Annotated in this window: 19 protein-coding genes; 7 read left to right on the top strand and 12 right to left on the bottom strand. The window is 62.3% G+C overall.

Annotated elements, in window-relative coordinates:
- Nucleotides 1–7: 7 nt before the first annotated feature.
- Nucleotides 8–1282, top strand: coding sequence for a Y-family DNA polymerase (locus tag DXY33_RS08480; RefSeq protein ID WP_115132517.1), 1275 nt, complete (start codon nt 8–10; stop codon nt 1280–1282).
- Nucleotides 1283–1303: 21 nt separating this feature from the next.
- Here the strand turns inward: DXY33_RS08480 and DXY33_RS08475 are convergent, their stop codons facing one another.
- The 3 genes from DXY33_RS08475 to dnaG are packed head-to-tail and all read right to left on the bottom strand — an operon-like array spanning nt 1304 to nt 3961.
- Nucleotides 1304–1600 (bottom strand): hypothetical protein, encoded by a 297-nt coding sequence (locus tag DXY33_RS08475; protein ID WP_006851716.1) that lies wholly within the window; start codon nt 1598–1600, stop codon nt 1304–1306.
- Nucleotides 1600–1857, bottom strand: coding sequence for a hypothetical protein (locus tag DXY33_RS08470; protein ID WP_115132806.1), 258 nt, complete (start codon nt 1855–1857; stop codon nt 1600–1602). Before DXY33_RS08470 ends, DXY33_RS08475 begins: the two co-directional genes overlap by 1 nt.
- A 55-nt stretch (nt 1858–1912) precedes the next feature.
- Entirely contained in the window at nt 1913–3961 is a 2049-nt protein-coding gene (gene dnaG / locus DXY33_RS08465) for a DNA primase (protein WP_115132516.1), read from the bottom strand.
- A gap of 53 nt (nt 3962–4014) precedes the next feature.
- Between dnaG and DXY33_RS08460 the strand changes: the two genes are divergently transcribed.
- Entirely contained in the window at nt 4015–4905 is an 891-nt protein-coding gene (locus DXY33_RS08460) for a DMT family transporter (RefSeq protein ID WP_115132515.1), read from the top strand.
- 3 nt (nt 4906–4908) lie between these two features.
- Here the strand turns inward: DXY33_RS08460 and DXY33_RS08455 are convergent, their stop codons facing one another.
- Entirely contained in the window at nt 4909–5370 is a 462-nt protein-coding gene (locus tag DXY33_RS08455) for a hypothetical protein (protein ID WP_170951003.1), read from the bottom strand.
- A gap of 22 nt (nt 5371–5392) precedes the next feature.
- Between DXY33_RS08455 and ruvA the strand changes: the two genes are divergently transcribed.
- Genes ruvA through DXY33_RS08440 form a run of 3 tightly spaced genes read left to right on the top strand, consistent with a single transcriptional unit; the run spans nt 5393 to nt 6789 of the window.
- Nucleotides 5393–6037, top strand: coding sequence for a Holliday junction branch migration protein RuvA (gene ruvA, locus DXY33_RS08450; RefSeq protein WP_115132513.1), 645 nt, complete (start codon nt 5393–5395; stop codon nt 6035–6037).
- A 56-nt stretch (nt 6038–6093) separates the two neighbouring features.
- Nucleotides 6094–6363 (top strand): 30S ribosomal protein S15, encoded by a 270-nt coding sequence (gene rpsO / locus DXY33_RS08445; RefSeq protein WP_006851408.1) that lies wholly within the window; start codon nt 6094–6096, stop codon nt 6361–6363.
- Between the two features lie 12 nt (nt 6364–6375).
- Entirely contained in the window at nt 6376–6789 is a 414-nt protein-coding gene (locus DXY33_RS08440) for a PAM68 family protein (RefSeq protein WP_115132512.1), read from the top strand.
- 36 nt (nt 6790–6825) lie between these two features.
- Here the strand turns inward: DXY33_RS08440 and DXY33_RS08435 are convergent, their stop codons facing one another.
- From DXY33_RS08435 to trpD, 8 genes are all read right to left on the bottom strand, one after another.
- Nucleotides 6826–10344: a DNA polymerase III subunit alpha gene (locus tag DXY33_RS08435; protein WP_115132511.1), complete on the bottom strand. Its 3519-nt coding sequence runs from the start codon at nt 10342–10344 to the stop codon at nt 6826–6828.
- A 70-nt stretch (nt 10345–10414) separates the two neighbouring features.
- Nucleotides 10415–11890 carry an Asp-tRNA(Asn)/Glu-tRNA(Gln) amidotransferase subunit GatA gene (gatA, locus tag DXY33_RS08430; RefSeq protein ID WP_115132510.1) on the bottom strand — a complete coding sequence of 492 codons (1476 nt, stop codon included), beginning with the start codon at nt 11888–11890 and terminating at the stop codon, nt 10415–10417.
- A 28-nt stretch (nt 11891–11918) separates the two neighbouring features.
- Complete coding sequence (locus DXY33_RS08425) at nt 11919–12164, bottom strand: DUF1816 domain-containing protein (protein ID WP_115132509.1); 246 nt, start codon at nt 12162–12164, stop codon at nt 11919–11921.
- Between the two features lie 57 nt (nt 12165–12221).
- Nucleotides 12222–13844 (bottom strand): 23S rRNA (guanosine(2251)-2'-O)-methyltransferase RlmB, encoded by a 1623-nt coding sequence (rlmB, locus tag DXY33_RS08420; RefSeq protein WP_115132508.1) that lies wholly within the window; start codon nt 13842–13844, stop codon nt 12222–12224.
- Between the two features lie 16 nt (nt 13845–13860).
- Nucleotides 13861–14271, bottom strand: coding sequence for a Mini-ribonuclease 3 (locus DXY33_RS08415; protein WP_115132507.1), 411 nt, complete (start codon nt 14269–14271; stop codon nt 13861–13863).
- Nucleotides 14268–14657, bottom strand: a complete 390-nt coding sequence (locus DXY33_RS08410; protein ID WP_115132506.1) for an STAS domain-containing protein — start codon at nt 14655–14657, stop codon at nt 14268–14270. The genes DXY33_RS08415 and DXY33_RS08410 overlap by 4 nt, the downstream gene beginning before the upstream one ends.
- A 42-nt stretch (nt 14658–14699) precedes the next feature.
- Nucleotides 14700–15860, bottom strand: coding sequence for a glutamine-hydrolyzing carbamoyl-phosphate synthase small subunit (gene carA, locus DXY33_RS08405; RefSeq protein WP_170951002.1), 1161 nt, complete (start codon nt 15858–15860; stop codon nt 14700–14702).
- A 7-nt stretch (nt 15861–15867) separates the two neighbouring features.
- Nucleotides 15868–16914, bottom strand: a complete 1047-nt coding sequence (gene trpD, locus DXY33_RS08400; RefSeq protein WP_115132505.1) for an anthranilate phosphoribosyltransferase — start codon at nt 16912–16914, stop codon at nt 15868–15870.
- A 150-nt stretch (nt 16915–17064) separates the two neighbouring features.
- Here trpD and DXY33_RS08395 point away from each other — a divergent pair, with 150 nt between their 5' ends.
- On the top strand, nt 17065–18828 hold the full coding sequence (locus tag DXY33_RS08395) for an ABC transporter ATP-binding protein (RefSeq protein WP_115132504.1): 1764 nt from the start codon (nt 17065–17067) through the stop codon (nt 18826–18828).
- A 67-nt stretch (nt 18829–18895) separates the two neighbouring features.
- Nucleotides 18896–19159, top strand: coding sequence for a hypothetical protein (locus tag DXY33_RS08390; RefSeq protein WP_011364125.1), 264 nt, complete (start codon nt 18896–18898; stop codon nt 19157–19159).
- Nucleotides 19160–19248 lie beyond the last annotated feature (89 nt).

Raw genomic sequence — 19248 nt, 5'->3', positions numbered from 1 at the left:
CATCGCCATGCCTCAGGCCACGGCCCTGATCGATGGAAACAACTTCTATGCCTCCTGCGAACAGAGCCTGGATCCGGCTCTGTTCGGTCACCCCGTGGTGGTGCTGTCCAACAACGACGGCTGCATCGTTGCGCGCAGTGCCGAAGCCCGTGCCCTCGGCATCCGCATGGGGACGCCGTACTTCAAGGCGCGCCGGGAGCTGGAACGGCACAACGTGGTGGTGCGCAGTTCGAACTACGCCCTTTATGCCGACATGAGCCAGCGGATGATGAGCCTGCTGGAGGCCCACTGTGAAGAGCTGGAGGTGTATTCGATTGACGAGGCCTTCGGGAGAATTCGTCGTCCCCGCGATGGCGACCTGCAGGGTTGGGCCCGCCAGCTGCGGGCACGGGCACGGCAGAACCTTGGCCTACCGATCGCCATCGGCTTAGGGGCCAGCAAGGCCCAGGCCAAGCTGGCCAATCGCCTGGCCAAACAGACCCCAGACCATGCCGGGATGTTCGACCTCGGCCAGTGCGACAACCCCGATCGCTGGCTGGAAACCATTGCGATCGAGGATGTCTGGGGAATCGGTCGACAACTGGCCCATTGGTGTCGCCTGCGGGGCGTCAGCAACGCACGACACCTCCGGGACATGCCGAGCGGTGAACTGCGCGCCAAATGCGGCGTGGTGGGTCTGCGGCTGCAACAGGAGCTGCGGGGCCATGCCTGCCTGCCGCTGGAGCTGGCACCAGCACCGAAGCAAGAAACCTGCGTGAGCCGCAGCTTCAGTCGCCCCATCACCAGCCAGGAGGAGCTGCACCAGGCCATCGCCACCTATGTGGTGCGCGCCGCCGAGAAATTGCGCAGGCAACGGCAACGGGCAGCAGCGCTCACCATCTACACCCGCACCAGCCCGTTCGCTCCTGGGTTTTACAGCCAAGCCGCCAGCACGCAGCTGGACCTACCGAGCAATGACACAGCCGTGCTGCTGGAGGCGGCACGGCCCTTGGTGGCACGGATCTTTCGCCCCCACCGTCCACTGGCCAAGGCCGGCGTGCTGATGCAGCACCTGCAGAGCCACGACATCCTGCAGACCCATCTGATGGTGCCGATGAGTGAGGAGCAGCAGCAGAAACGGGAGTGCCTGATGCAGACCATCGACCGGATCAATCGGCGTTACGGGCGTGGAAACCTGCAATGGGCCGGTTGCGGACTGCAGCCCAGCTGGTTGATGCGGCGTGAGCAACTCAGCCGCGCCGCCACCACCCGTCTGCAGGATCTACCGGTGGTGAAGGCCTGACCCACAGCGTTGATCTAGGCCTCAAACCTCCTGCAGCAACTGGATGACCTGCTCACGGGTGCTGAGCAGCAAGACCATCCGCTCGCCGTGGGCGTTAAGACCCGTCTGCTCCCGCACCAGATCGGTGCTGGCCAACGCCAGTCCTCCGGTTTCAGTGAACAGCACCGGCAGGGTGCCCTGGTGCCCTCGCATGCCCTGCAGATCCAGCGCCTGACGAACAGCCCGCTGAGCCTTCTCGGAACCCAGACGCTCCACAAAGGCCGGCCAGAGGTGGTTGACCGGATCGAGCGCGGCGAAATCCAGCTGCGAATCAGTCATCAGGACGGCAACAACGCAAGGGCTTCGCTGATCATCTGCGGGGTGACGGCAATGCGCTCAAGCGGATCAGCGTTGTCGAGGTAGGCGTCAAACGAGGCGAAGCGCTCGATCACAGGGTCGGCCCCCTCGGCGGCGCAAGCCTCAACCCAATCCCCCTCCTCCGGCTTCACCGCGACGTAGGCCTGCAGCGCTTCCTCCAGATCACCGCCGTCGCCGACGCCCTCACCGTGCCAGATCGCTTCGAAGAATTCAGACATCTTCAACTCGAGGAACAGATCCTGATGCAGTTTGCCCAGACCACCGGCCCATGGCTCAGGCAGCCGGGGGAACGGTGTAGCTGGCACAACGTTGCTGATCCAGATGGCCGATGTGTTTTCGCTCGGTGTAATACAGCTCCTGGTAGCGCAGCGCATCACGGTTGAGGTCATCGAAGAGGGCCTGAATCCGCACCTCCATGTCCACGGAGGCCTGATCTGACGAAGCCTCCTGATCAATCAGAACAGCGATGCAGGATTCCAGGGTTTGGAGACGCTGGCTACCCCAGGCCTCCAACAGGTGCCGGCAGCGCTTCAAGCTTTTCTGACGCTCCAGCAGGGCAGCAATACCCCGCAGCTGCTCCAGGGGCTCCGCCAGGGCAACACGCTGCAATTCACCTGGCTCCAAAAGGGGCGTCAGGCGGGACACCAGCGCACTGCTCTCCAGCAAGAGCTGATCGGTGAGCAAGCGGGGCAGATCGATGAGATCCAGACCCTCGCCGTCGTCGTCGCAACGGCTGATCGACTCCATGCGCCCCTCACCCAGGTTGGTCTCCTCAAGATCAGTAATGGCCGCCCAGAGATGGCGATGATGGGGAATGGCGAAATCCTCCAGTTCGCGTTTGCGCAGTTCCTGGCGAATCGTGGCCCGATGTCGGGGGCAATGCAGATACAGCCGCAGCAGATCGGCCTCACAACGCTCCCGCTGTCCGGATTCACCGGGCTGTTCGTGACGGCTGGAGCGCCCATGCCAACGCTGGCCCTTCACCTGCTGCCGCAGGTCGTCCTCGAGCTGAAGCGCCAGGCGTCCCTGGCCACCACTGAGGCGCTCGGCCACCCGTTGGAGGTAGTGGGTGCGCACGGCGGACTGGGGCAGCTTGCCCAGCAGCCCCACCAGGGCCGTAACCGCCTGTTGGAACTGGTCGGCCCGGCTGAGATCGCGCTCCTCCAGCACCTGCTCGATCTGCCAATCCAGCCAGAGGGGGGCCTGATCGAGCAGGGCGCGGTAATCGCCGGCCCCGTTCTGTTTGAGGAACTCATCGGGGTCCTTGCCTGAAGGAAGGTGCAGAACCCGCAGCTCCAGCTGGCCCTGCATCGCCAGCTGCTCCACCTCGCCAATGGCTCGATTGGCTGCACGGACACCGGCACCGTCGGCGTCGAAATTCAGAACGATCCGCTTGCTGTCGCTGACGCGGCACAACTGGGTGATCTGCTGACTGCTCAGGGCCGTGCCGAGGGAGGCCACAGCGTTGGTGATGCCGGCAGCATGCAGGGCAATCACATCGAAATAGCCCTCCACCACCACCGCTCTGTCGTCCTTGCGGATGGCATTGGAGGCCTTGTCGAGACCGAACAGATGCTTCCCCTTCTCGAACACTTCGGTCTCGGGGGAGTTGAGGTATTTCGGTTCACTGCCATCAAGGCTGCGTCCCCCGAAACCGATCACCCGGCCCTGACGGTCATGGATCGGCACCATGACCCGATGGCGGAAGCGGTCATAGAAACCGTTGCCCCCCTTGCGGGGAACCACCAGCCCAGCAGCCTCGAGAAGCTCAGGCGCCAGCCCCTCAACTTGCTGAAGATGCTTCAGCAGACCATCCCACTGATCCGGCGCATAGCCGAGTTGAAAGGTCTCCTGGGTGGCGGGACTCAACCCTCTGGCCTCACTGAGGTACTTGAGGGCCTCTGCGCCAGCAGGCGCCATCAACTGGCTGCGAAACCAACCGGCGGCTAGGGCCAGGGCCCGCTGCAGCTTGTCCCTGCGGGACAACTGTTGGCGCAGCCGTTCCTGCTGCGGACCATCCACCGTCTCGATCGGCAGCTGATAACGCCGCGCAAGATCCAGCACCACATCGCTGAAACTCTGGCGCTGGAACTCCATCAGGAACTTGATGGAGTTGCCGCCAGCACCACAGGAGAAGCAGTAGTAGAACTGCTTGGCGGGCGACACAGTCATCGACGGTTTGCTGTCGTCATGGAACGGACAGATCCCGACGAATTCCCGTCCCTTCTTCTTGAGCACCACGTGCTCGCCCACCACATCAACGATGTCGGCCCGTTCCTTGACGGCCTCAATCGTTCTTGGGTGCAGGCGGGCGTTCACCATCAGTCCATTCTGCGAAGTCGCAGGGTTCCGTGCACCCCGTCATCAGAACAGCCATGGCCGAACCGCAGACCCCACAGCACTGGTGGAACCGGGACTCGGTGCGGGGCAGCCGAGCCCTGATCCTGAGCTCCCTGGCCTTCAGCCTGATGACGGTCTGCGTCAAGCAACTGAACAGTCGGCTTCCGGTGGCGGAAATCGTGCTGTGCCGGGCCCTGATCAGCATCGTTCTGACCGCTGTGGGCCTGCGCCTGGCCGGGGTCTCCCCGTGGGGCCAGAGACGGGGGCTGCTGGTGGCGCGGGGGGTGCTGGGCAGCTTGGCCCTGCTCTGCTTCTTCGAAGCGATTGACCAGCTGCCGCTCGCTTCAGCGACGGTGCTCCAGTACACCTACCCCACCTTCACCGCCGTGGCAGCGCTGTTGCTGCTGGGCGAGCCCCTGCGCCGACGCATCAGTGCAGCGGTTCTGCTGGGCTGGATCGGCGTCACCCTCGTGGTGCAACCGCAGTGGCTCACGGGAACAGCCCAACCTGCGCAACTGATCCCTGCCCTAATCGGAATTGGTGGGGCTCTGATGACCGCCCTGGCCTACGTGAGTGTGCGACGGCTGTCGCAAACCGAGCACCCCTTGGTGATCATCCTCTATTTCCCGATGATCTCGGTTCCCCTGACCCTGCCCTGGGTGCTGCAGCAAGGGGTCTGGCCCCAAGGCATCGAATGGTTCTGGCTCCTGGGGGTCGGGGTGATGACCCAGCTGGGCCAGATCTGGGTGACCGAGGGCCTGCGCTGCCTGCCTGCCGCCCGAGCCACATCGATCAACTACGTGCAGGTGGTCTTTGCCGCAGGCTGGGGCTGGCTGTGGTTCGCCGAATCGATCAATGCCTGGCAGGTGGGAGGCGGGTTGCTGGTGCTGGCCGCCACCCTGATCAGCCTGTCGGCGCGACGTTAGAGCTCAGGCTTTGTCCAAACCCAGGGGGTACGTCAGCCAGGCCTGGCGGTCGTCGGATCCGCCTTTGGGTCTGGCCAGGCGCCAGCTCTGACCGCGGGAGCCCCGCTGCAGAAACAGTTCAAACGGGCTATCCACCTGCACACGGTCGCCGGGCAGCTGCCAGTCGAAACGGCCTGAAATCCTGAAGCCCTGCTCGTCACCCAGGGCAAAACTTTCCTGGTCCTCCACCCGCACCCGACTCACGCTTGGGGCGATGGGCATCGGGGTGAGATCGAGGGAGCTGGCAATGGCCGACTGGGTGAGCTGAATCTGCAGGGCCAGCGCTTCATTCAGGAGAGCCCGTGGCGGCTGAGATCCGTTGCATGCCGTCAGTGAAACCACGATCGATAGAACGCACAGCACCTGAAGCAAACGGCGCACAACGCGCTTGAAAGCAGAGACAGGCAATGACAGCTGCGGCAACATGACGCGGTTGAAACCTCTCCCCATGATCGGCTGGCTGCAGGGACGACCGATGGAGTGCTGGACTCAAGGCAACCGTAGCGGCGTTCTGCTGCTCTGCGGTGCGGTCGGATATGAGGTGCACCTGACCGAGCGGCATCAGCAGAACCTTCCGGCGGATGGCGACCTGAACCTGTGGATTCATCAGGTGCAGCGGGAGGACGGCAGCAGCCTCTACGGCTTTCCCCTGCGCCAGGAGCGGGATCTGTTCCGGCTGCTGATCAGCGTCAGCGGTGTGGGCCCCCAGGCCGGTCTGGCGCTGATGCAGGAATGCAAGCCCCAGGAGCTGGTGGAAGCGATCAGCAGCGGTGATCTGCGTCGCCTCTGCAAAGCGCAGGGCATCGGCAAACGCACCGCTGAGCGCTTGGCGGTGGAACTCAGGGCCTCGATTGCGGCCTTCGCGGGCGTGGATCCCGCCCCATCGCTGGCGGAAGGCGTCAGCTCGGAGCAAATGCCGGCAAGCGGTGCCGACGTGGAAGCGACCCTCTCGATGCTGGGTTACGACGATCTGGAAATCCGTCGAGCCATCCGTGCGATCGCTGAGGGCGCCGATGGCCAACCGCCTGCTGGAGACGACCAGGACGCCTGGCTGCGGGGCTGCCTGCAATGGCTGAGCCGCGAATCGGCCTAAGCCGCCCCACGCGAAGGTAAGCTGGTTGTTTGCAATGACAGGGCCGCCCCCCGCGCATGTCGCTTGATACCACCGAGAAGCAGCAGCTGATCAACACCCACCAGACCCACGGCACCGACACCGGTTCTGCCGAGGTCCAGGTGGCCATGCTGAGTGAGCGGATCAACCGTCTCAGCAGCCACCTGCAGAACAACATCCATGACTTCTCCTCACGGCAGGGGCTGCTCAAGATGATTGGCCGCCGCAAGCGCCTGCTGAGCTACATGCGCAGCAAGAGCGAGCAACGCTACGCCGACACGATCGCCAAACTTGGCATCCGCGGCTGATCGACGTCCCCCATGCCTGAGCAACGCAACGCCCTCCCCTTTGAGCCCAAAGGGTCCGGGAAGGGAAGCAAGCCTGCTTCAGGGATGCCTCGGCAGGAAGCCATTCCTCGCTACGTGGCCGATCGGATGGCTCGCCGGGTTGCTGTGTTCACAGGACTCCCGTCCCTCGCTGGGATGGGAGTTTTTGTTGGCAGTTATTTCGTCGTCACCCGTGGCATCGCCGATATCGCTCCAGGACTCACGCTGACGGGCTCCGGACTGTTTTTCCTCCTGGGTTTGGTGGGCCTGAGCGTTGGCGTTTTGACTGCCAGCTGGGATCCCGAACCGGGTTCTCTGCTCGGCTTCGAGAACTTCAAGCCGAACATTCAGCGGATGAAGGAGTCGATTCGGGCCCAAAAGCAGCAGCAACAGCAATCGAAATCCTGATCAAGTTCTGTGGATCAGGCCCTCCTGATCAGACGATCAGGTGAGCACCAGACGATCGCTGCATCGGGCTTCAAAAGACTGGGTGCGCAGTGACGCGATCGCTGCATCAACGTCTTTGACGCAGAACTGGGAACCGAGTCGCACATAGCGAACGCTGTCGCCGTGGCACACCTCGGCGACCACAGGCACCTTCACTCCCAGTTCATCCCGCTCAGGGCGATGTTGGTTCAGGCATTCCCGAAGCTTGTGCTGAATGGCAATGTCGCTGGCCTGATCGGAAGGGAGCTGAACCAGCAGCAGATTGAGCTCATCGACGGCGCGGCAGTCGTCAATGATCAGCTGCACGCGCTCGTCACGGCGATCAACCCCAGCCCACACCAAGAGACGGGCTTCAGCCATCAGGTGATCTGCTAGGCGCGCGTAACTCTTGGGAAACACCACCGCTTCGCAACTTCCGGTGAGATCCTCAAGCTGCAGGATCGCCATGCGATCGCCCTTACGGGTGGTGACCTGGCGCATTTCAGCAACCATCGCAATGGCACTCACCTTGGCTTTGTCGGGCTGTTCCTCCAAGGAACCCAGACCGATGGGGGCCAGCAACTTCGACGAGGGTGTGAGCTGTTTGAGTGGGTGATCAGAGAGGTAGAAGCCCACCAGATCTTTTTCGAGACGAAGCTTTTCGGTTGGGGGATAGTCCGGTACCGGCGCCGCCTTGGGTGCATGGCTGAGATCCGCCGGCCCATCGGCATCGGCGGCAGGAGCCATCAGATCAAAGAGGTTGCCCTGGCCGCTGTCTCGGTCTTTGGCCCGTGACGAGGCCCAGTCGAGCAGCAGATCAAGGTCTGCCATCAACTGAGCACGGTTGGCCTGCGGATCCATGGCATCCAGGGCACCGCAGTGAATCAACGACTCCAGACCACGGCGGTTGAGTACTGAGGACGGGATCCGGTCGCAGAGGTCCGCCAGGGAACGGAAAGGCCCATCGCTATCGCGGGCGGCGATCAATTGACGGATCGCACCATCACCAAGGTTGCGAACGGCGGAAAGGCCAAACAGGATCCGATCGCCGTTGGGGGTGAAATCGGTGAGCGAGGCATTCACATCCGGGGGCATCACCTCAATCCCCATCGCATTGCAATTGGAGATGTAGCGCTGCACTTTGTCGGCAGCTCCGGCGTTCACCGTGAGCAGGGCCGCCATGTAAGCGACCGGGTAGTGCGCTTTCAGGTAAGCCGTCTGGTAAGTAACGGCGCCATAGGCCGTGGAATGGCTCTTGTTGAAGCAGTATTCAGCGAAGAGAACCATCTGATCGAACAGTTCGTCGGCGACCTTTTCATCAACGCCGCGCTCTCCAGCACCCTGAACGAAGATGCCGCGGTGCTTCTGCATCTCAGACACTTTTTTCTTGCCCATCGCCCGCCGGAGCAGATCGGCCTGACCCAAGGAGTAACCGGCCAGATCCTGCGCGATCCGCATGATCTGTTCCTGGTACACCATGATCCCGTAGGTCTCGGACAGGATCGGCTCAAGAATCGCGTGGGCGAAGTCGATCGCCTCCCGGCCATGCTTGCGGTTGATGAATTTGGGAATCAGGCCAGCATCGAGAGGCCCCGGTCTGTAGAGGGCAAGGATCGAAGAGATGTCTTCCAGGGATGACGGCTTGAGATCACGCACGATCTGCCGCATTCCGCTGGATTCCAACTGGAAGATCCCCTCCAGATCACCTCTCGCCAGTAGGGCAAAGGTCTCTTCATCCTGGGGCGGCAATTTGTCGGGGTCGACACGGGTGCCACTGCTCACCTCCACCAGTTCGAGGGTCTTTTCGATCATCGTGAGGTTCTTCAACCCCAGAAAATCCATCTTCAACAGACCCATGGATTCCACATCTTCCATGAAGTACTGCGTGATCACTTGACCATCGTTGTTGCGCTGCAACGGCACCAGTTCGTCGAGGGGATCAGCGGCGATGACCACACCAGCTGCGTGAACACCGAAGGTTTTGTTGGTGCCTTCAATCCGCATTGCCATGTCCACCCAACGCTTCACCGTTGGATCCGCCTCGTACTTCTCGCGGAACTCAGGGTTGGGTGATTCCTCGCCGATCATCGCCTTGAGCTTGGCGGGCTTGCCGCGAACCACCGGGATCAGCTTCGCCAGACGGTCGGCATCCCCGTAGGCAATATCGAGCACCCGGGCCACATCCTTCAAAACCGCCTTGGAGGTCATCCGGTTGAAGGTGATGATCTGCGCGACCTTGTCCTCGCCGTAGCGTTCGGTGACGTAGTCGATCACCTCACCACGACGCTCGATGCAGAAGTCGGTGTCGATATCAGGCATCGACTTGCGTTCCGGATTGAGGAAGCGCTCGAACAGCAGGCAGTTGGTGATCGGATCGATGTTGGTGATCCCCAGGCAGTACGCGACGAGCGACCCTGCGGCGGAGCCACGACCCGGACCGACGGGAATGTTCTGTTCCCGGGCAAAACGGATGTAATCCCAGACCACCAGGAAGTAGGTGGGAAATCCCATCTGCTCCATGATCTTGAGCTCATGGGCCATGCGCTCGGCATAGTCGTCGGGCAAGGCAGCATCAGGGCTGAGCTCGAGCCGATTCCGTAATCCCTGCTCGGTCACCTCCCTGAGGTAGCTGACGGGGGTATGGCCCTCGGGAATCGGGAAGCGGGGCATTTGATAGTGCCCGAGAATGTCGTAAGGCTCCACCTTCTCGGCCACCTTGACGGTGTTGGCGATCGCCTCCTGAACCTCCTCAGGCTCGAGGTGATCCCCGAAGAGAAGGCCCATCTCCTCTTCGGTTTTGATGTATTCAGTGCCGGTGTAACGCAGCCGCTTCTCATCGGTGATCAGCTTGCCTGTGAGCACGCAAAGCAAGGCATCGTGGGCTTCAACGTCCTGCTTGCTCAGGTAGTGGGCATCGTTGGTGGCAACGATCTGAATGCCGAGCTCCTTGGCAATTTTGACGATCTCAACGTTGACGATCCGATCTTCCGGGGATCCGTGATCCTGGATCTCGAGGTAGTAGTCGTCGCCGAACACCTCCTGATACCAAGCCGCCACCTTGCGAGCCACATCGGGGCGACCCCGCAGAATCGCCTGGGCGATCTCACCGCCGAGGCACGCCGTGGAGATGATCAGGCCTTCGCTGTGTTGCTTCAGCAGTTCCTTGTCGATGCAGGCACGGGAGAAGATCCCGCGTCCCCGCATCCCCCGCAGGTGGCTGATGCTGGTGAGCTTCACCAGATTGCGGTAACCGGTGGCGTTTTTCGCCAGCACCACCAGGTGATATCTCTTCTCCTTCTTGGGTTGCGGGTCGTCAATGGACCCATTAATCACATACATCTCATTGCCGATGATCGGCTTGAGATCTGTGCCCTGACAGAGCTTCAGCAGCTCAATCGCGCCGTACATCACGCCGTGATCCGTCAGGGCGATGGCGGGCATGCCCAACTGCTTCGCCCGCTCCACCATGGCCGGCAACTGCGACGCACCGTCCAGAAGGCTGTAGTCGCTGTGGTTGTGGAGAGGAACGAAAGCCATGGGGTCAGCCTAGGACCCAACGCAAGATCCAGCGTTCAAGGGGAACACAACCCCCCACATGTGGCGCAGATCAGGGAACCAGTGCAGCTTCCGGGCGTGACGCAAACACCTGAGCGGCCTGCTCGTACTGATGCGCCACCTGAAGCAGACGCGGTTCATCCAACACATTGCCGATCAGCTGCATCCCGATCGGCAGACCCGCCGCGCTGAATCCACAGGGAACACTGATGGCCGGAAGTCCAGCAAGGTTGACCGGAATCGTCAGCAGGTCAGCCAGATACATCGCCAGCGGGTCGTCGGCGTGGGCACCAGCCTTGAAGGCCGTGGACGGCGCTGTTGGCGTCAGCAGCACATCAACACTCTGGAAGGCCGCATCAAAATCCCGCCGGATCAGGGTGCGCACCTGCTGCGCCTTTTTGTAGTAGGCATCGACATATCCGGCAGACAGGGCGTAGGTGCCGATCAGGATTCGCCGTTGCACCTCAGCGCCGAATCCTTCAGCACGGCTTCGCGCCGTCATCGCGGCAAGGCTCTCGGCGTCTTCGGCACGGAAGCCGTATTTGACACCGTCGTACCGCGCCAGGTTGGCCGAAGCCTCCGATGGTGCGATCACGTAGTAGGTGGCGATGCCGTCGTTGAACCGGGGGCAGCTCACCTCCACCAGTTCAGCACCGAGAGCCTCCAGCTGGGCAGCAGTGGCCTGCACCGATGCCTTCACCTCGGGATCGAGGCCTTCGGCATCGAAGCACTCCTTGATCACCCCCACCTTCAGCCCCTTGATGGACTGGTTGAGGCCGGCGCTGAAATCGGGAACCGCTGCATCAAGGCAGGTGGAATCGCGGGGGTCGGGTCCGGCGATCACCTGGAGCAGTTCGGCCACATCAGCAACGCTGCCGGCGAAGGGACCCACCTGATCCAGAGAGCTGGCGAAGGCCACCAGGCCCCAACGGCTGACGCGGCCATAGGTGGGCTTGAGGCCGACCACACCACAGAACGACGCCGGTTGGCGGATGGAACCACCGGTGTCGGAACCAAGCGAAGCGACGCAACTGCCGGCGGCGACGGCCGCTGCACTGCCACCGGAGCTTCCACCCGGCACATGGGCGGTGTTCCAGGGGTTCTGTGTGGCCCCGAACGCGGACGTTTCGGTTGAGCCACCCATGGCGAACTCATCCAGATTTGTCTTGCCCACCAACACACCACCGGCCTGCCAGAGCCGCTCGGTGACCGTGGATTCGTAGGGCGGCACGAACTGCTCGAGCATGCGGCTGGAACAGGTGGTGCGAACACCTTTGGTACAGAGGTTGTCCTTGATGGCCAGCGGCAATCCCGCCAGGGGGCCGAGCGTCTCGCCGGCGGCCCGGGCTTCATCAATGCGGGACGCCTCAGCACGGGCCTGATCAGCCGTGACTTCAACAAAAGCGTTCAGCGAAGGCTCAGAACTTTCGAGCCGCTTGAGGTGCTGATCAACGAGCTCGCGGGAGGAAACCTCGCCGCTCTGCAGTTGCTGACGCCACGCGCTGATCGTCATGTCCCTGCGATCCATTGCAGCAAGGACGCTATCAGCCGCAGGATCAGCCCTCAGCTGAGATGGTGAGGGGCTCGGAGCGCCGGGTCCGCAGCAGGGAATGGCTGATCGACTGGGGTTGCTCCGACTTGACGTCGTCCAAGAAGGCACTGAGCTCGCTCTCCAGCCCCTTGCGAGTGATGAAAGGTCCGAACCAGTAGGTCACATCAGGGCCTGACGTCTGAACGCGAGCCCACCAAGCGACTCCAAAGCCATTGGCAAGGCTGCGCAGAGGCCGAATCAGGGGACTCATGGGATGAACAGGACCTCGGGGTATTGTGCCCCGATATCTTGGTCAACCTCACTGTTTTCAGGGAGATAGCTGGATGTTCTGATCGAACGGCAGGGCAGCATCCGGCTGCGATGGGTTCAGATCCAGGTCAATCCGCTGTTCCGGGGCCTTCTCAACAGGAGCTTCAGTCTGTTCAGGCGAAGCAAGCTGTTTGGGCGAAGCGGGCTGTTCAGACGAAACAGGTTGTTCAGCCACAACAGGCGATTCAGCACCGGCAAGTTTGGGCCTCCGAATCGGCGGCGACGGTGCCTGGCCGTGAATGTCCTTCATCCAGTTGCGCCGTGCCACTTCATAGACGCACAGGGCTGTGGCGACGGAGGCATTCAGGCTCGGTGTGATGCCCCGCAGCGGGATGCGAACCAACTGGTCGCAATGGCGCCGGGTCATCAGCGACAGGCCCTGGTCCTCGGATCCGGTGACCAGCACCATCGGCCCACTGAGGTCGACATCGGTGAGGGTCACATCCCCTTCAGCGGCAAGGCCCACCACCCTGTAGCCGGAGTCTTTGAGCTTTTCCAGGGAGCGATTGAGGTTGACCACGCGTGCCACCGGCAGGTGTTCCAGGGCTCCGGCGGCCACCTTGGCGGCGGAACCGGTCAAGCCAGCACTGCGGCGCTGGGGGATCACCACGCCATGGGCTCCCATGGCTTCAGCGGAGCGAACAACCGCCCCGAGGTTGTGGGGGTCGGTGACACCGTCCAGGGCCACCAACAGGGGGGGTTCCCCCAGATCCGAGCAGCCCTCGATGAGGCTGTCGAGATCAAGGGTTTCCGCCGCCGCCGTCTGCAGGGCGATGCCCTGGTGAACGGACCCACCTGTGATCTGTCCCAACCGGGCCCAGGTCACCTCTTCCACGAGAACGCCCGAGGCCTTGGCATCGCGCAGGAGCTGGAGGAATTTGGAGGCACTGCGCATCTCGGCAGTGCACCAGATGCGATGGATGGGGCGTCCGGCCTCCAACGCGGCCTGGGTGGCATGACGCCCCCAGATCAGATCGTCCGCTGGCGGGGTGGCCGCTGCAGCCTCCGGGGCTGCATCCGGCCGCTGAGGACGAGCCTCATCGAAACGGGATCTGGGGCGCTGGGACGGTTGGCGCCGTTCATCCCCGGAGCGACGGCGGTCGCCGAACCGATAGTTGCGATCGCGAAAACGTCCAGGCCCTGAGCGTTCGTTTTGAGAGGCCGAGCGGGGGGCGTTCTGATCTCGGTCAAAGGAACGGGAGCGGTTGCCGAACCACTCTTTCGGGCGATCACCGAAACGTTCTCCAGTTCGATCACCGGATCGATCAGCGGCGCGATCAGCGGCGCGATCACCGAAACGCTCACCAGACCGCTCCTTGAACCGATAACCGGGTCGATCACCAGAGCGCTCACCAAACCGATTGCCGGGTCGATCGCCACCTCGCGACTGGTCCCACTCTCCATCCCGTGGAGCGCGTCGTTCGCGATAACCGCCGCCATCACGCCCAGGCTTGGCATAAGGGGAGCGACCGCCGTCAGAACGGCGGTTGCCCGGCATGGGGCGACCATTGCCGGAACGGCCCATCGACGAGCGCCCCCCTGCCGGTCGTCCACTGCCACCAGGCCCTGAACGGCCATCGCGGGATGGGCCGCTGGAGCGGCGTTCAAAGCGAGGGCTCATGGTGTGCGAGGCAACGTTATGGGTTGGATCCGGCTTGCTCCAAGTGATCGAAGAGCTCCGCAAGCCGGGCTGGATTGTTCAGAAACAGCCAGCCCACCATTGTCTCAAACCCTGTGGCCCTTCCATAAACAGCAGCGTCTGCGCGCCGTGGCCCCCGCCCGGCACTGTTGCGACCCCGCCGCACCAGATCGAGTTCTTCTGAGCAGAGGAGCTCGCGTTCTTCCAGCCAGCTCAACAAACGGGACTGGGCGTCAGCACGAACATCAGCCACGACGGCACGATGCAGGTCGTCAGAACGTCCTGGCCTCGACCCATGGCGGAGCCGTTGATGCAGCTCCCACACGGCATCACCAATCCAAGCCAGTTGCAATGGTCCCAGCTGTTCGTTGGTGTCCCTGGGAGACTGGCTTCGAATCCAATCGCTCAAGCGGCCAACTGGTTGAGGGCTGTGGGCAGATCCTCCACCAGATGTAGGAACTCCTCAAGACGCACCAACTTGATCGTTTGCGTCACCCTTGAGTTCCCCACCAGCACAAACGACCGCTTGGCATCCGTGCATTGCTTGGCCAGCTGAACCAAAGCCCCAAGGCCGGATGAATCGAGGAAATCGATCTTGCTGAGATCGAGAACAGAAGGAAGCTTGTTGGCCTTCAAAACATCACCCATGTACTCCATGAACTGTTTCTCGGAGTACGCATCCAGCTGACCGGTGAAATGAAACACCAGACAGCCGTCTTTCTGTTCGAATCCGCCCCGGAGAGAGACGGTCAGTCGCTGCAGTTCGCTGATGGGATCAAGCCCCCCAGGCATCATCGGCACGAAGTGTAGTGATGCTGAGCGTTGGCTACCACCTCATCAACGGCGATCGGCCATCAGCGTCACAAAGCGGGCGAAATGATGGTCTGCGTCATGGGGGCCCGGACTCGCTTCTGGGTGGTACTGCACCCCGAACACCGGCTTCTGACGGTGGGCGATCGCTGCCACGGTGCGGTCGTTCAGATTGAAATGGGTGACGTCGATGACGTCTGAATCCAGAGAATCAGCGGAGAGGGCAAAGCCGTGGTTCTGACTGGTGATTTCAACCAGGCCTGTGGTGCCACAGGGATGGTTCAAGCCGCGGTGGCCATAAGGCAACTTGAACGTCTCTCCGCCCAGGGCCAGACCAAGGATCTGATGGCCCAGGCAGATGCCGAACAGGGGTAGATCGGATTCCTCCAGCAACAGCTTGGCCAGGGCGATCCCACGGGTCACCGCTGCCGGGTCGCCAGGGCCGTTGGACAGGAAGACGCCGTCCGGGCGATGGGAACGAACCGTCTCCAGATCCGTGTCTGCCGGCAGAACCGTGACATCACAACCATGGGCGACCAATCGATCGAGGATGGCGCGCTTGATGCCGAAATCGATGGCGACAACGCGGAAGGGCGCGTCGCTGCGGCGCTGCAAACGCTGATCGAAGTCAACACTGCAGGCCTGATTCCACTGGTAGGGCTCACGGGTGGTGACGCGGTCCGCCAGGTTCAACCCCTGCATCGACGGGGCCTGCTTCAGGAGCTCAAACAACTGCGCCGGGGTCTGGCCGTCACTGCTGATCACGCCATTCATGGCCCCCACCTCACGCAGGTGACGCACCAGGGCACGGGTGTCCAAACCGCTGATGCCCACCAGCTGGTGGGCCTGCATCCAGCTCTCAAGGGACTGTTCACAGCGCCAGTTGCTGGGAACTGGGGCCAGCTGGCGGGCAATCACGCCACGGGCATGGGGGCGATCAGCTTCTTGATCGTCAGCATTCACCCCGGTGTTGCCGAGTTCGGGATAGGTGAAGCTCACCAGCTGCCCGGCATAGGAGGGGTCTGTCAGCACCTCCTGGTAACCGGTCATGCCGGTGTTGAACACCACCTCACCGATGGTGGTGCCGCGATGGCCGAAGCCGACACCGGTGAGAACCGTGCCATCGGCAAGGACGAGATAAGCCTTGTCTGATGGGGAATCGGGCATCGAAGGGCCGCCGCAGGTCATCAGTCACTCATTCTCCATCTCCGTCGGACAGGGCATCCCGCAGAGCCACAAGCTTGTCCCAGGCCTTGCCCTCGTTGAGAACAGCCAGAGCCTGAGCAACAGCAGCCGGCAGATCGCTTTGCAGCCCGGCAGCCCAGAGCACCAGGGCTGTGTTGAAGGCCACAACCTCCGTCTGCGCAAGGGATCCCTGCCCCTGAAGAACGTTCTGAAGGATCTGCTGGTTCACCGCGCAGTCACCACCGCGCAGCTGATTGAGACCAGCACGGGTGAGGCCCAGATCTTCAGGGCAAACCTCCTTTGTGCTGATGCCCCCGGATTCGATCAGACGTAAGGCATTGGGCCCCGCCAAGGACGCCTCATCGAGGCCTCCAGCGCCATGAACCACCACGGCACGGCTCAAGCCCAAGTGCTGCAGAGCGCCCGCCATGGGGTCGAGAAGTTCCGGACGCGCCACGCCAAGAACCTGCGCCTGAGGCTGCAGCGGATTGACCAGAGGACCCAACAGGTTGAACACCGTGCGGACCCCCAGGCTGCGTCGTAGCGGCGCCAGATTCACAAGAGCTGGATGCCAGGCGGGAGCGAACAGGAAGGTGACACCGGTTCCCGGCAAAGCGTCGACCACCTTGTTCAACGCTGCCTTGAGGTTGAGGCCGAGCCCCTCGAGCACATCGGCTGAACCCACTTTGCCGCTGGCGCTGCGGTTGCCGTGCTTGGCCACATTGACCCCGCAGGCGGCGGCGGTGAATGCGACCGCCGTGGAGATGTTGAAGGTGTCGGCACCATCACCACCGGTGCCGCAGGTGTCGACCATGGCCAGATCGGGCCGGGGGCAAGGAAGGGGGCAGGCCTCGCGTAGGACAGCCGCCATGGCCGCCAGCTCATCGGCCACCATCCCCTTGGCCCGCAGTCCAGCCAGGAACGCCCCGGTCTGCACGGGCTCGAGCTCTTCGGCCAGCCAGGCACGCATGAGAGCAGTGGCCTCATCGGAGCTGAGGTTGTTGCCCTGCAGCAGATGGTCCAAGCAACCGGACCAGGAACGCGGGTCTGAAGACATGGAGGGGGGCTAGCAGTAAAAAACCCGGGGTGCGAGGCACGCCGGGCCGGGTGATGGGGACAGTCCCACTATCCCCCAGATCAACGGATAACGACCAGCCGTTGAAGCCGGATGCCTAGGTTGGCCTGCCAACGGGACCCACGAGCTCGCATGGCCGCCCTTCGTCTCGATCTGATCGGCCGCTATCTGCGTCCCCACCGCCGCACGGTGCTGCTGGGAGCCATCGCTCTGGTGGTGGTCAACGTTCTGCGGGTCACGATCCCGATGGAAGTGCGCAGCGTTGTGGACGAGCTGCAGGAGGGATTCAGTTACGCCGGAGTCCTGCGCCAGGCGGGATGGGTTGTGCTGCTCGCCAGCACCATGGGGGTGATCCGGCTGGCCTCGCGACAACTCATCTTCGGCGTGGGCCGGCAAGTGGAGGTGGATCTGCGTCAGCGCCTGTTCGAGCACATGCTCCGCCAGGAACCCGATTGGATTCAGAGCAAAGGCAGCGGTGAAGTGATCAGTCGCGCCACCAGCGATGTGGAAAACATCCGGCGCCTGCTCGGATTCGCGATTCTCAGTCTGACCAACACGCTGCTGTCCTATGCGCTGACGCTGCCCGCGATGTTGGCCATCGATCCGTGGCTGACCCTGGCTGCCGTCGGGCTTTACCCCGTGATGCTCAGCACCGTGCGCCTATTCGGTGGACGCATGATGCGTCAGAAGCGCGCGCAGCAGGAAGAACTCTCCGCCCTCAGCAACCTGATTCAAGAGGATCTCTCGGGAATCGGGGCCATCAAGATCTATGGCCAGGAGGGAGCAGAACAGCAGGCCTTTGCCACGCGCAACCGCCGCTACCGCGACAGTGCCATTCAGCTGGCGAGAACACAAAGCACTCTGTTCCCGCTGCTTCAGGGCATTTCCTCCCTCTCGGTTCTTTTGCTGCTGGCCATCGGCAGCGGTCAGCTCGAAGTCGGTCGTTTGAGCATTGGAGGACTGGTGGCTCTGATCCTTTATGTGGAGCAGCTCGTCTTCCCAACGGCACTGCTGGGATTCACGCTCAACACCTTCCAGACCGGCCAGGTGAGCCTCGAGCGGGTTGAGGAGTTACTGAAACGGGAACCAAAGATCAAAGACCCTGATCCCTCTGATGCTCAGCCCCGGCCAACGACCGAACGCCGGGGGCGTTTTGAAGCCCGTGACCTGACGGTTCAGTACCAGGGCGCAGAGCAGAACACCCTCAATGGCCTGAGCTTCTGCATCGAGCCTGGGGAGTTGGTGGCTGTTGTCGGGGCCGTGGGCTGCGGCAAAACCACCCTGGCTCGGGCCTTCGGTCGGATGGTTCCACTGGAACCGGGACAGCTGTTCCTGGATGGTGTGGACGTCACCCAGATGCCCCTGAAGAGGTTGCGCCATGACGTGGCGATCGTTCCCCAGGAGGGCTTTCTGTTCACAAGCACCCTGGCGGACAACCTGCGCTATGGCGACCCTGAAGCCAGTGATCAGCAGGTTGAACTGGCGGCAGAGCAAGCCCGCCTGGCTGATGACGTGAAGGGCTTTCCCGATGGTTTCGGAACCATCGTTGGTGAACGCGGCATCACCTTGAGTGGTGGTCAGCGTCAACGCACAGCTCTGGGCCGGGCTCTGCTGATGTCAGCGCCGGTGTTGGTCCTCGACGACGCCTTAGCCAGCGTTGACAACAACACGGCTGCGGCGATTCTGGATTCGATCCGAGCTCAGGACGACCGGACTATCGTGATGATCAGCCATCAACTTTCAGCCGCAGCGGCCTGTGATCGCATCCTGGTGATGGAGAACGGACGTATCGTTCAACAGGGACACCACAACGCCTTGATTCAGCAGTCGGGTGTGTACAAACGGCTTTGGGAGCGTCAGCAGGCGTCGCAACAACTGGATGCGTTGGCTTCCTGAAGAATCTCCGGGCGGTTTCTGACAACACCAACGTTCGTGGCTTAGCTGTGAAGGCAACTCCTTGCTTATGACCAGCGGATCCCCCTTCGCGGTGCGCTGCACGCTCACCTTTGGAGATATCTATGGACAGGTGCTGGCCTGGATGGCCGTCATTTTTGTGAGCCTGGCTGCGGGGCTTGCCCTGATGGGCTCGTCGCGACCGGTATTTGCGCTGGTGGGAGTGGGGCTTATTTTAGTGCTCAGCCTGCCGTTTCTGCTCTTTGCCTTCGTCACAACGCTGCTGAATCACATCCAGCTCAACCCAGTTGAGGGCGAAGCCAACGCGTCCTGAGCATCAACGGCAACAAGAAACGAGGGCCTGTCAACACGTCCGGAACGGCTATCCCGCGATGGTTCCGCAGGACGAGACAACTTTCCCTT

It is taken from the genome of Synechococcus sp. N26 (assembly GCF_900473975.1).
GTDB lineage: Bacteria > Cyanobacteriota > Cyanobacteriia > PCC-6307 > Cyanobiaceae > Parasynechococcus.
This window is presented reverse-complemented; position numbering and strand designations above follow the sequence as displayed.

What these genes read in the sequence shown, in the direction of transcription:
- DXY33_RS08475 (WP_006851716.1), bottom strand. Translation starts at nt 1,600, where the DNA reads ATGACTGATTCGCAGCTGGATTTCGCCGCGCTCGATCCGGTCAACCAC.
- ruvA (WP_115132513.1), top strand. Translation starts at nt 5,393, where the DNA reads ATGATCGGCTGGCTGCAGGGACGACCGATGGAGTGCTGGACTCAAGGC.
- rpsO (WP_006851408.1), top strand. Translation starts at nt 6,094, where the DNA reads ATGTCGCTTGATACCACCGAGAAGCAGCAGCTGATCAACACCCACCAG.
- trpD (WP_115132505.1), bottom strand. Translation starts at nt 16,914, where the DNA reads ATGTCTTCAGACCCGCGTTCCTGGTCCGGTTGCTTGGACCATCTGCTG.
- gatA (WP_115132510.1), bottom strand. Translation starts at nt 11,890, where the DNA reads ATGGATCGCAGGGACATGACGATCAGCGCGTGGCGTCAGCAACTGCAG.
- DXY33_RS08440 (WP_115132512.1), top strand. Translation starts at nt 6,376, where the DNA reads ATGCCTGAGCAACGCAACGCCCTCCCCTTTGAGCCCAAAGGGTCCGGG.
- rlmB (WP_115132508.1), bottom strand. Translation starts at nt 13,844, where the DNA reads ATGAGCCCTCGCTTTGAACGCCGCTCCAGCGGCCCATCCCGCGATGGC.
- DXY33_RS08410 (WP_115132506.1), bottom strand. Translation starts at nt 14,657, where the DNA reads ATGATGCCTGGGGGGCTTGATCCCATCAGCGAACTGCAGCGACTGACC.
- DXY33_RS08435 (WP_115132511.1), bottom strand. Translation starts at nt 10,344, where the DNA reads ATGGCTTTCGTTCCTCTCCACAACCACAGCGACTACAGCCTTCTGGAC.
- DXY33_RS08395 (WP_115132504.1), top strand. Translation starts at nt 17,065, where the DNA reads ATGGCCGCCCTTCGTCTCGATCTGATCGGCCGCTATCTGCGTCCCCAC.
- DXY33_RS08480 (WP_115132517.1), top strand. Translation starts at nt 8, where the DNA reads ATGCCTCAGGCCACGGCCCTGATCGATGGAAACAACTTCTATGCCTCC.
- DXY33_RS08460 (WP_115132515.1), top strand. Translation starts at nt 4,015, where the DNA reads ATGGCCGAACCGCAGACCCCACAGCACTGGTGGAACCGGGACTCGGTG.
- carA (WP_170951002.1), bottom strand. Translation starts at nt 15,860, where the DNA reads ATGACCTGCGGCGGCCCTTCGATGCCCGATTCCCCATCAGACAAGGCT.
- dnaG (WP_115132516.1), bottom strand. Translation starts at nt 3,961, where the DNA reads ATGGTGAACGCCCGCCTGCACCCAAGAACGATTGAGGCCGTCAAGGAA.
- DXY33_RS08390 (WP_011364125.1), top strand. Translation starts at nt 18,896, where the DNA reads ATGACCAGCGGATCCCCCTTCGCGGTGCGCTGCACGCTCACCTTTGGA.
- DXY33_RS08470 (WP_115132806.1), bottom strand. Translation starts at nt 1,857, where the DNA reads ATGTCTGAATTCTTCGAAGCGATCTGGCACGGTGAGGGCGTCGGCGAC.
- DXY33_RS08425 (WP_115132509.1), bottom strand. Translation starts at nt 12,164, where the DNA reads ATGAGTCCCCTGATTCGGCCTCTGCGCAGCCTTGCCAATGGCTTTGGA.
- DXY33_RS08455 (WP_170951003.1), bottom strand. Translation starts at nt 5,370, where the DNA reads ATGTTGCCGCAGCTGTCATTGCCTGTCTCTGCTTTCAAGCGCGTTGTG.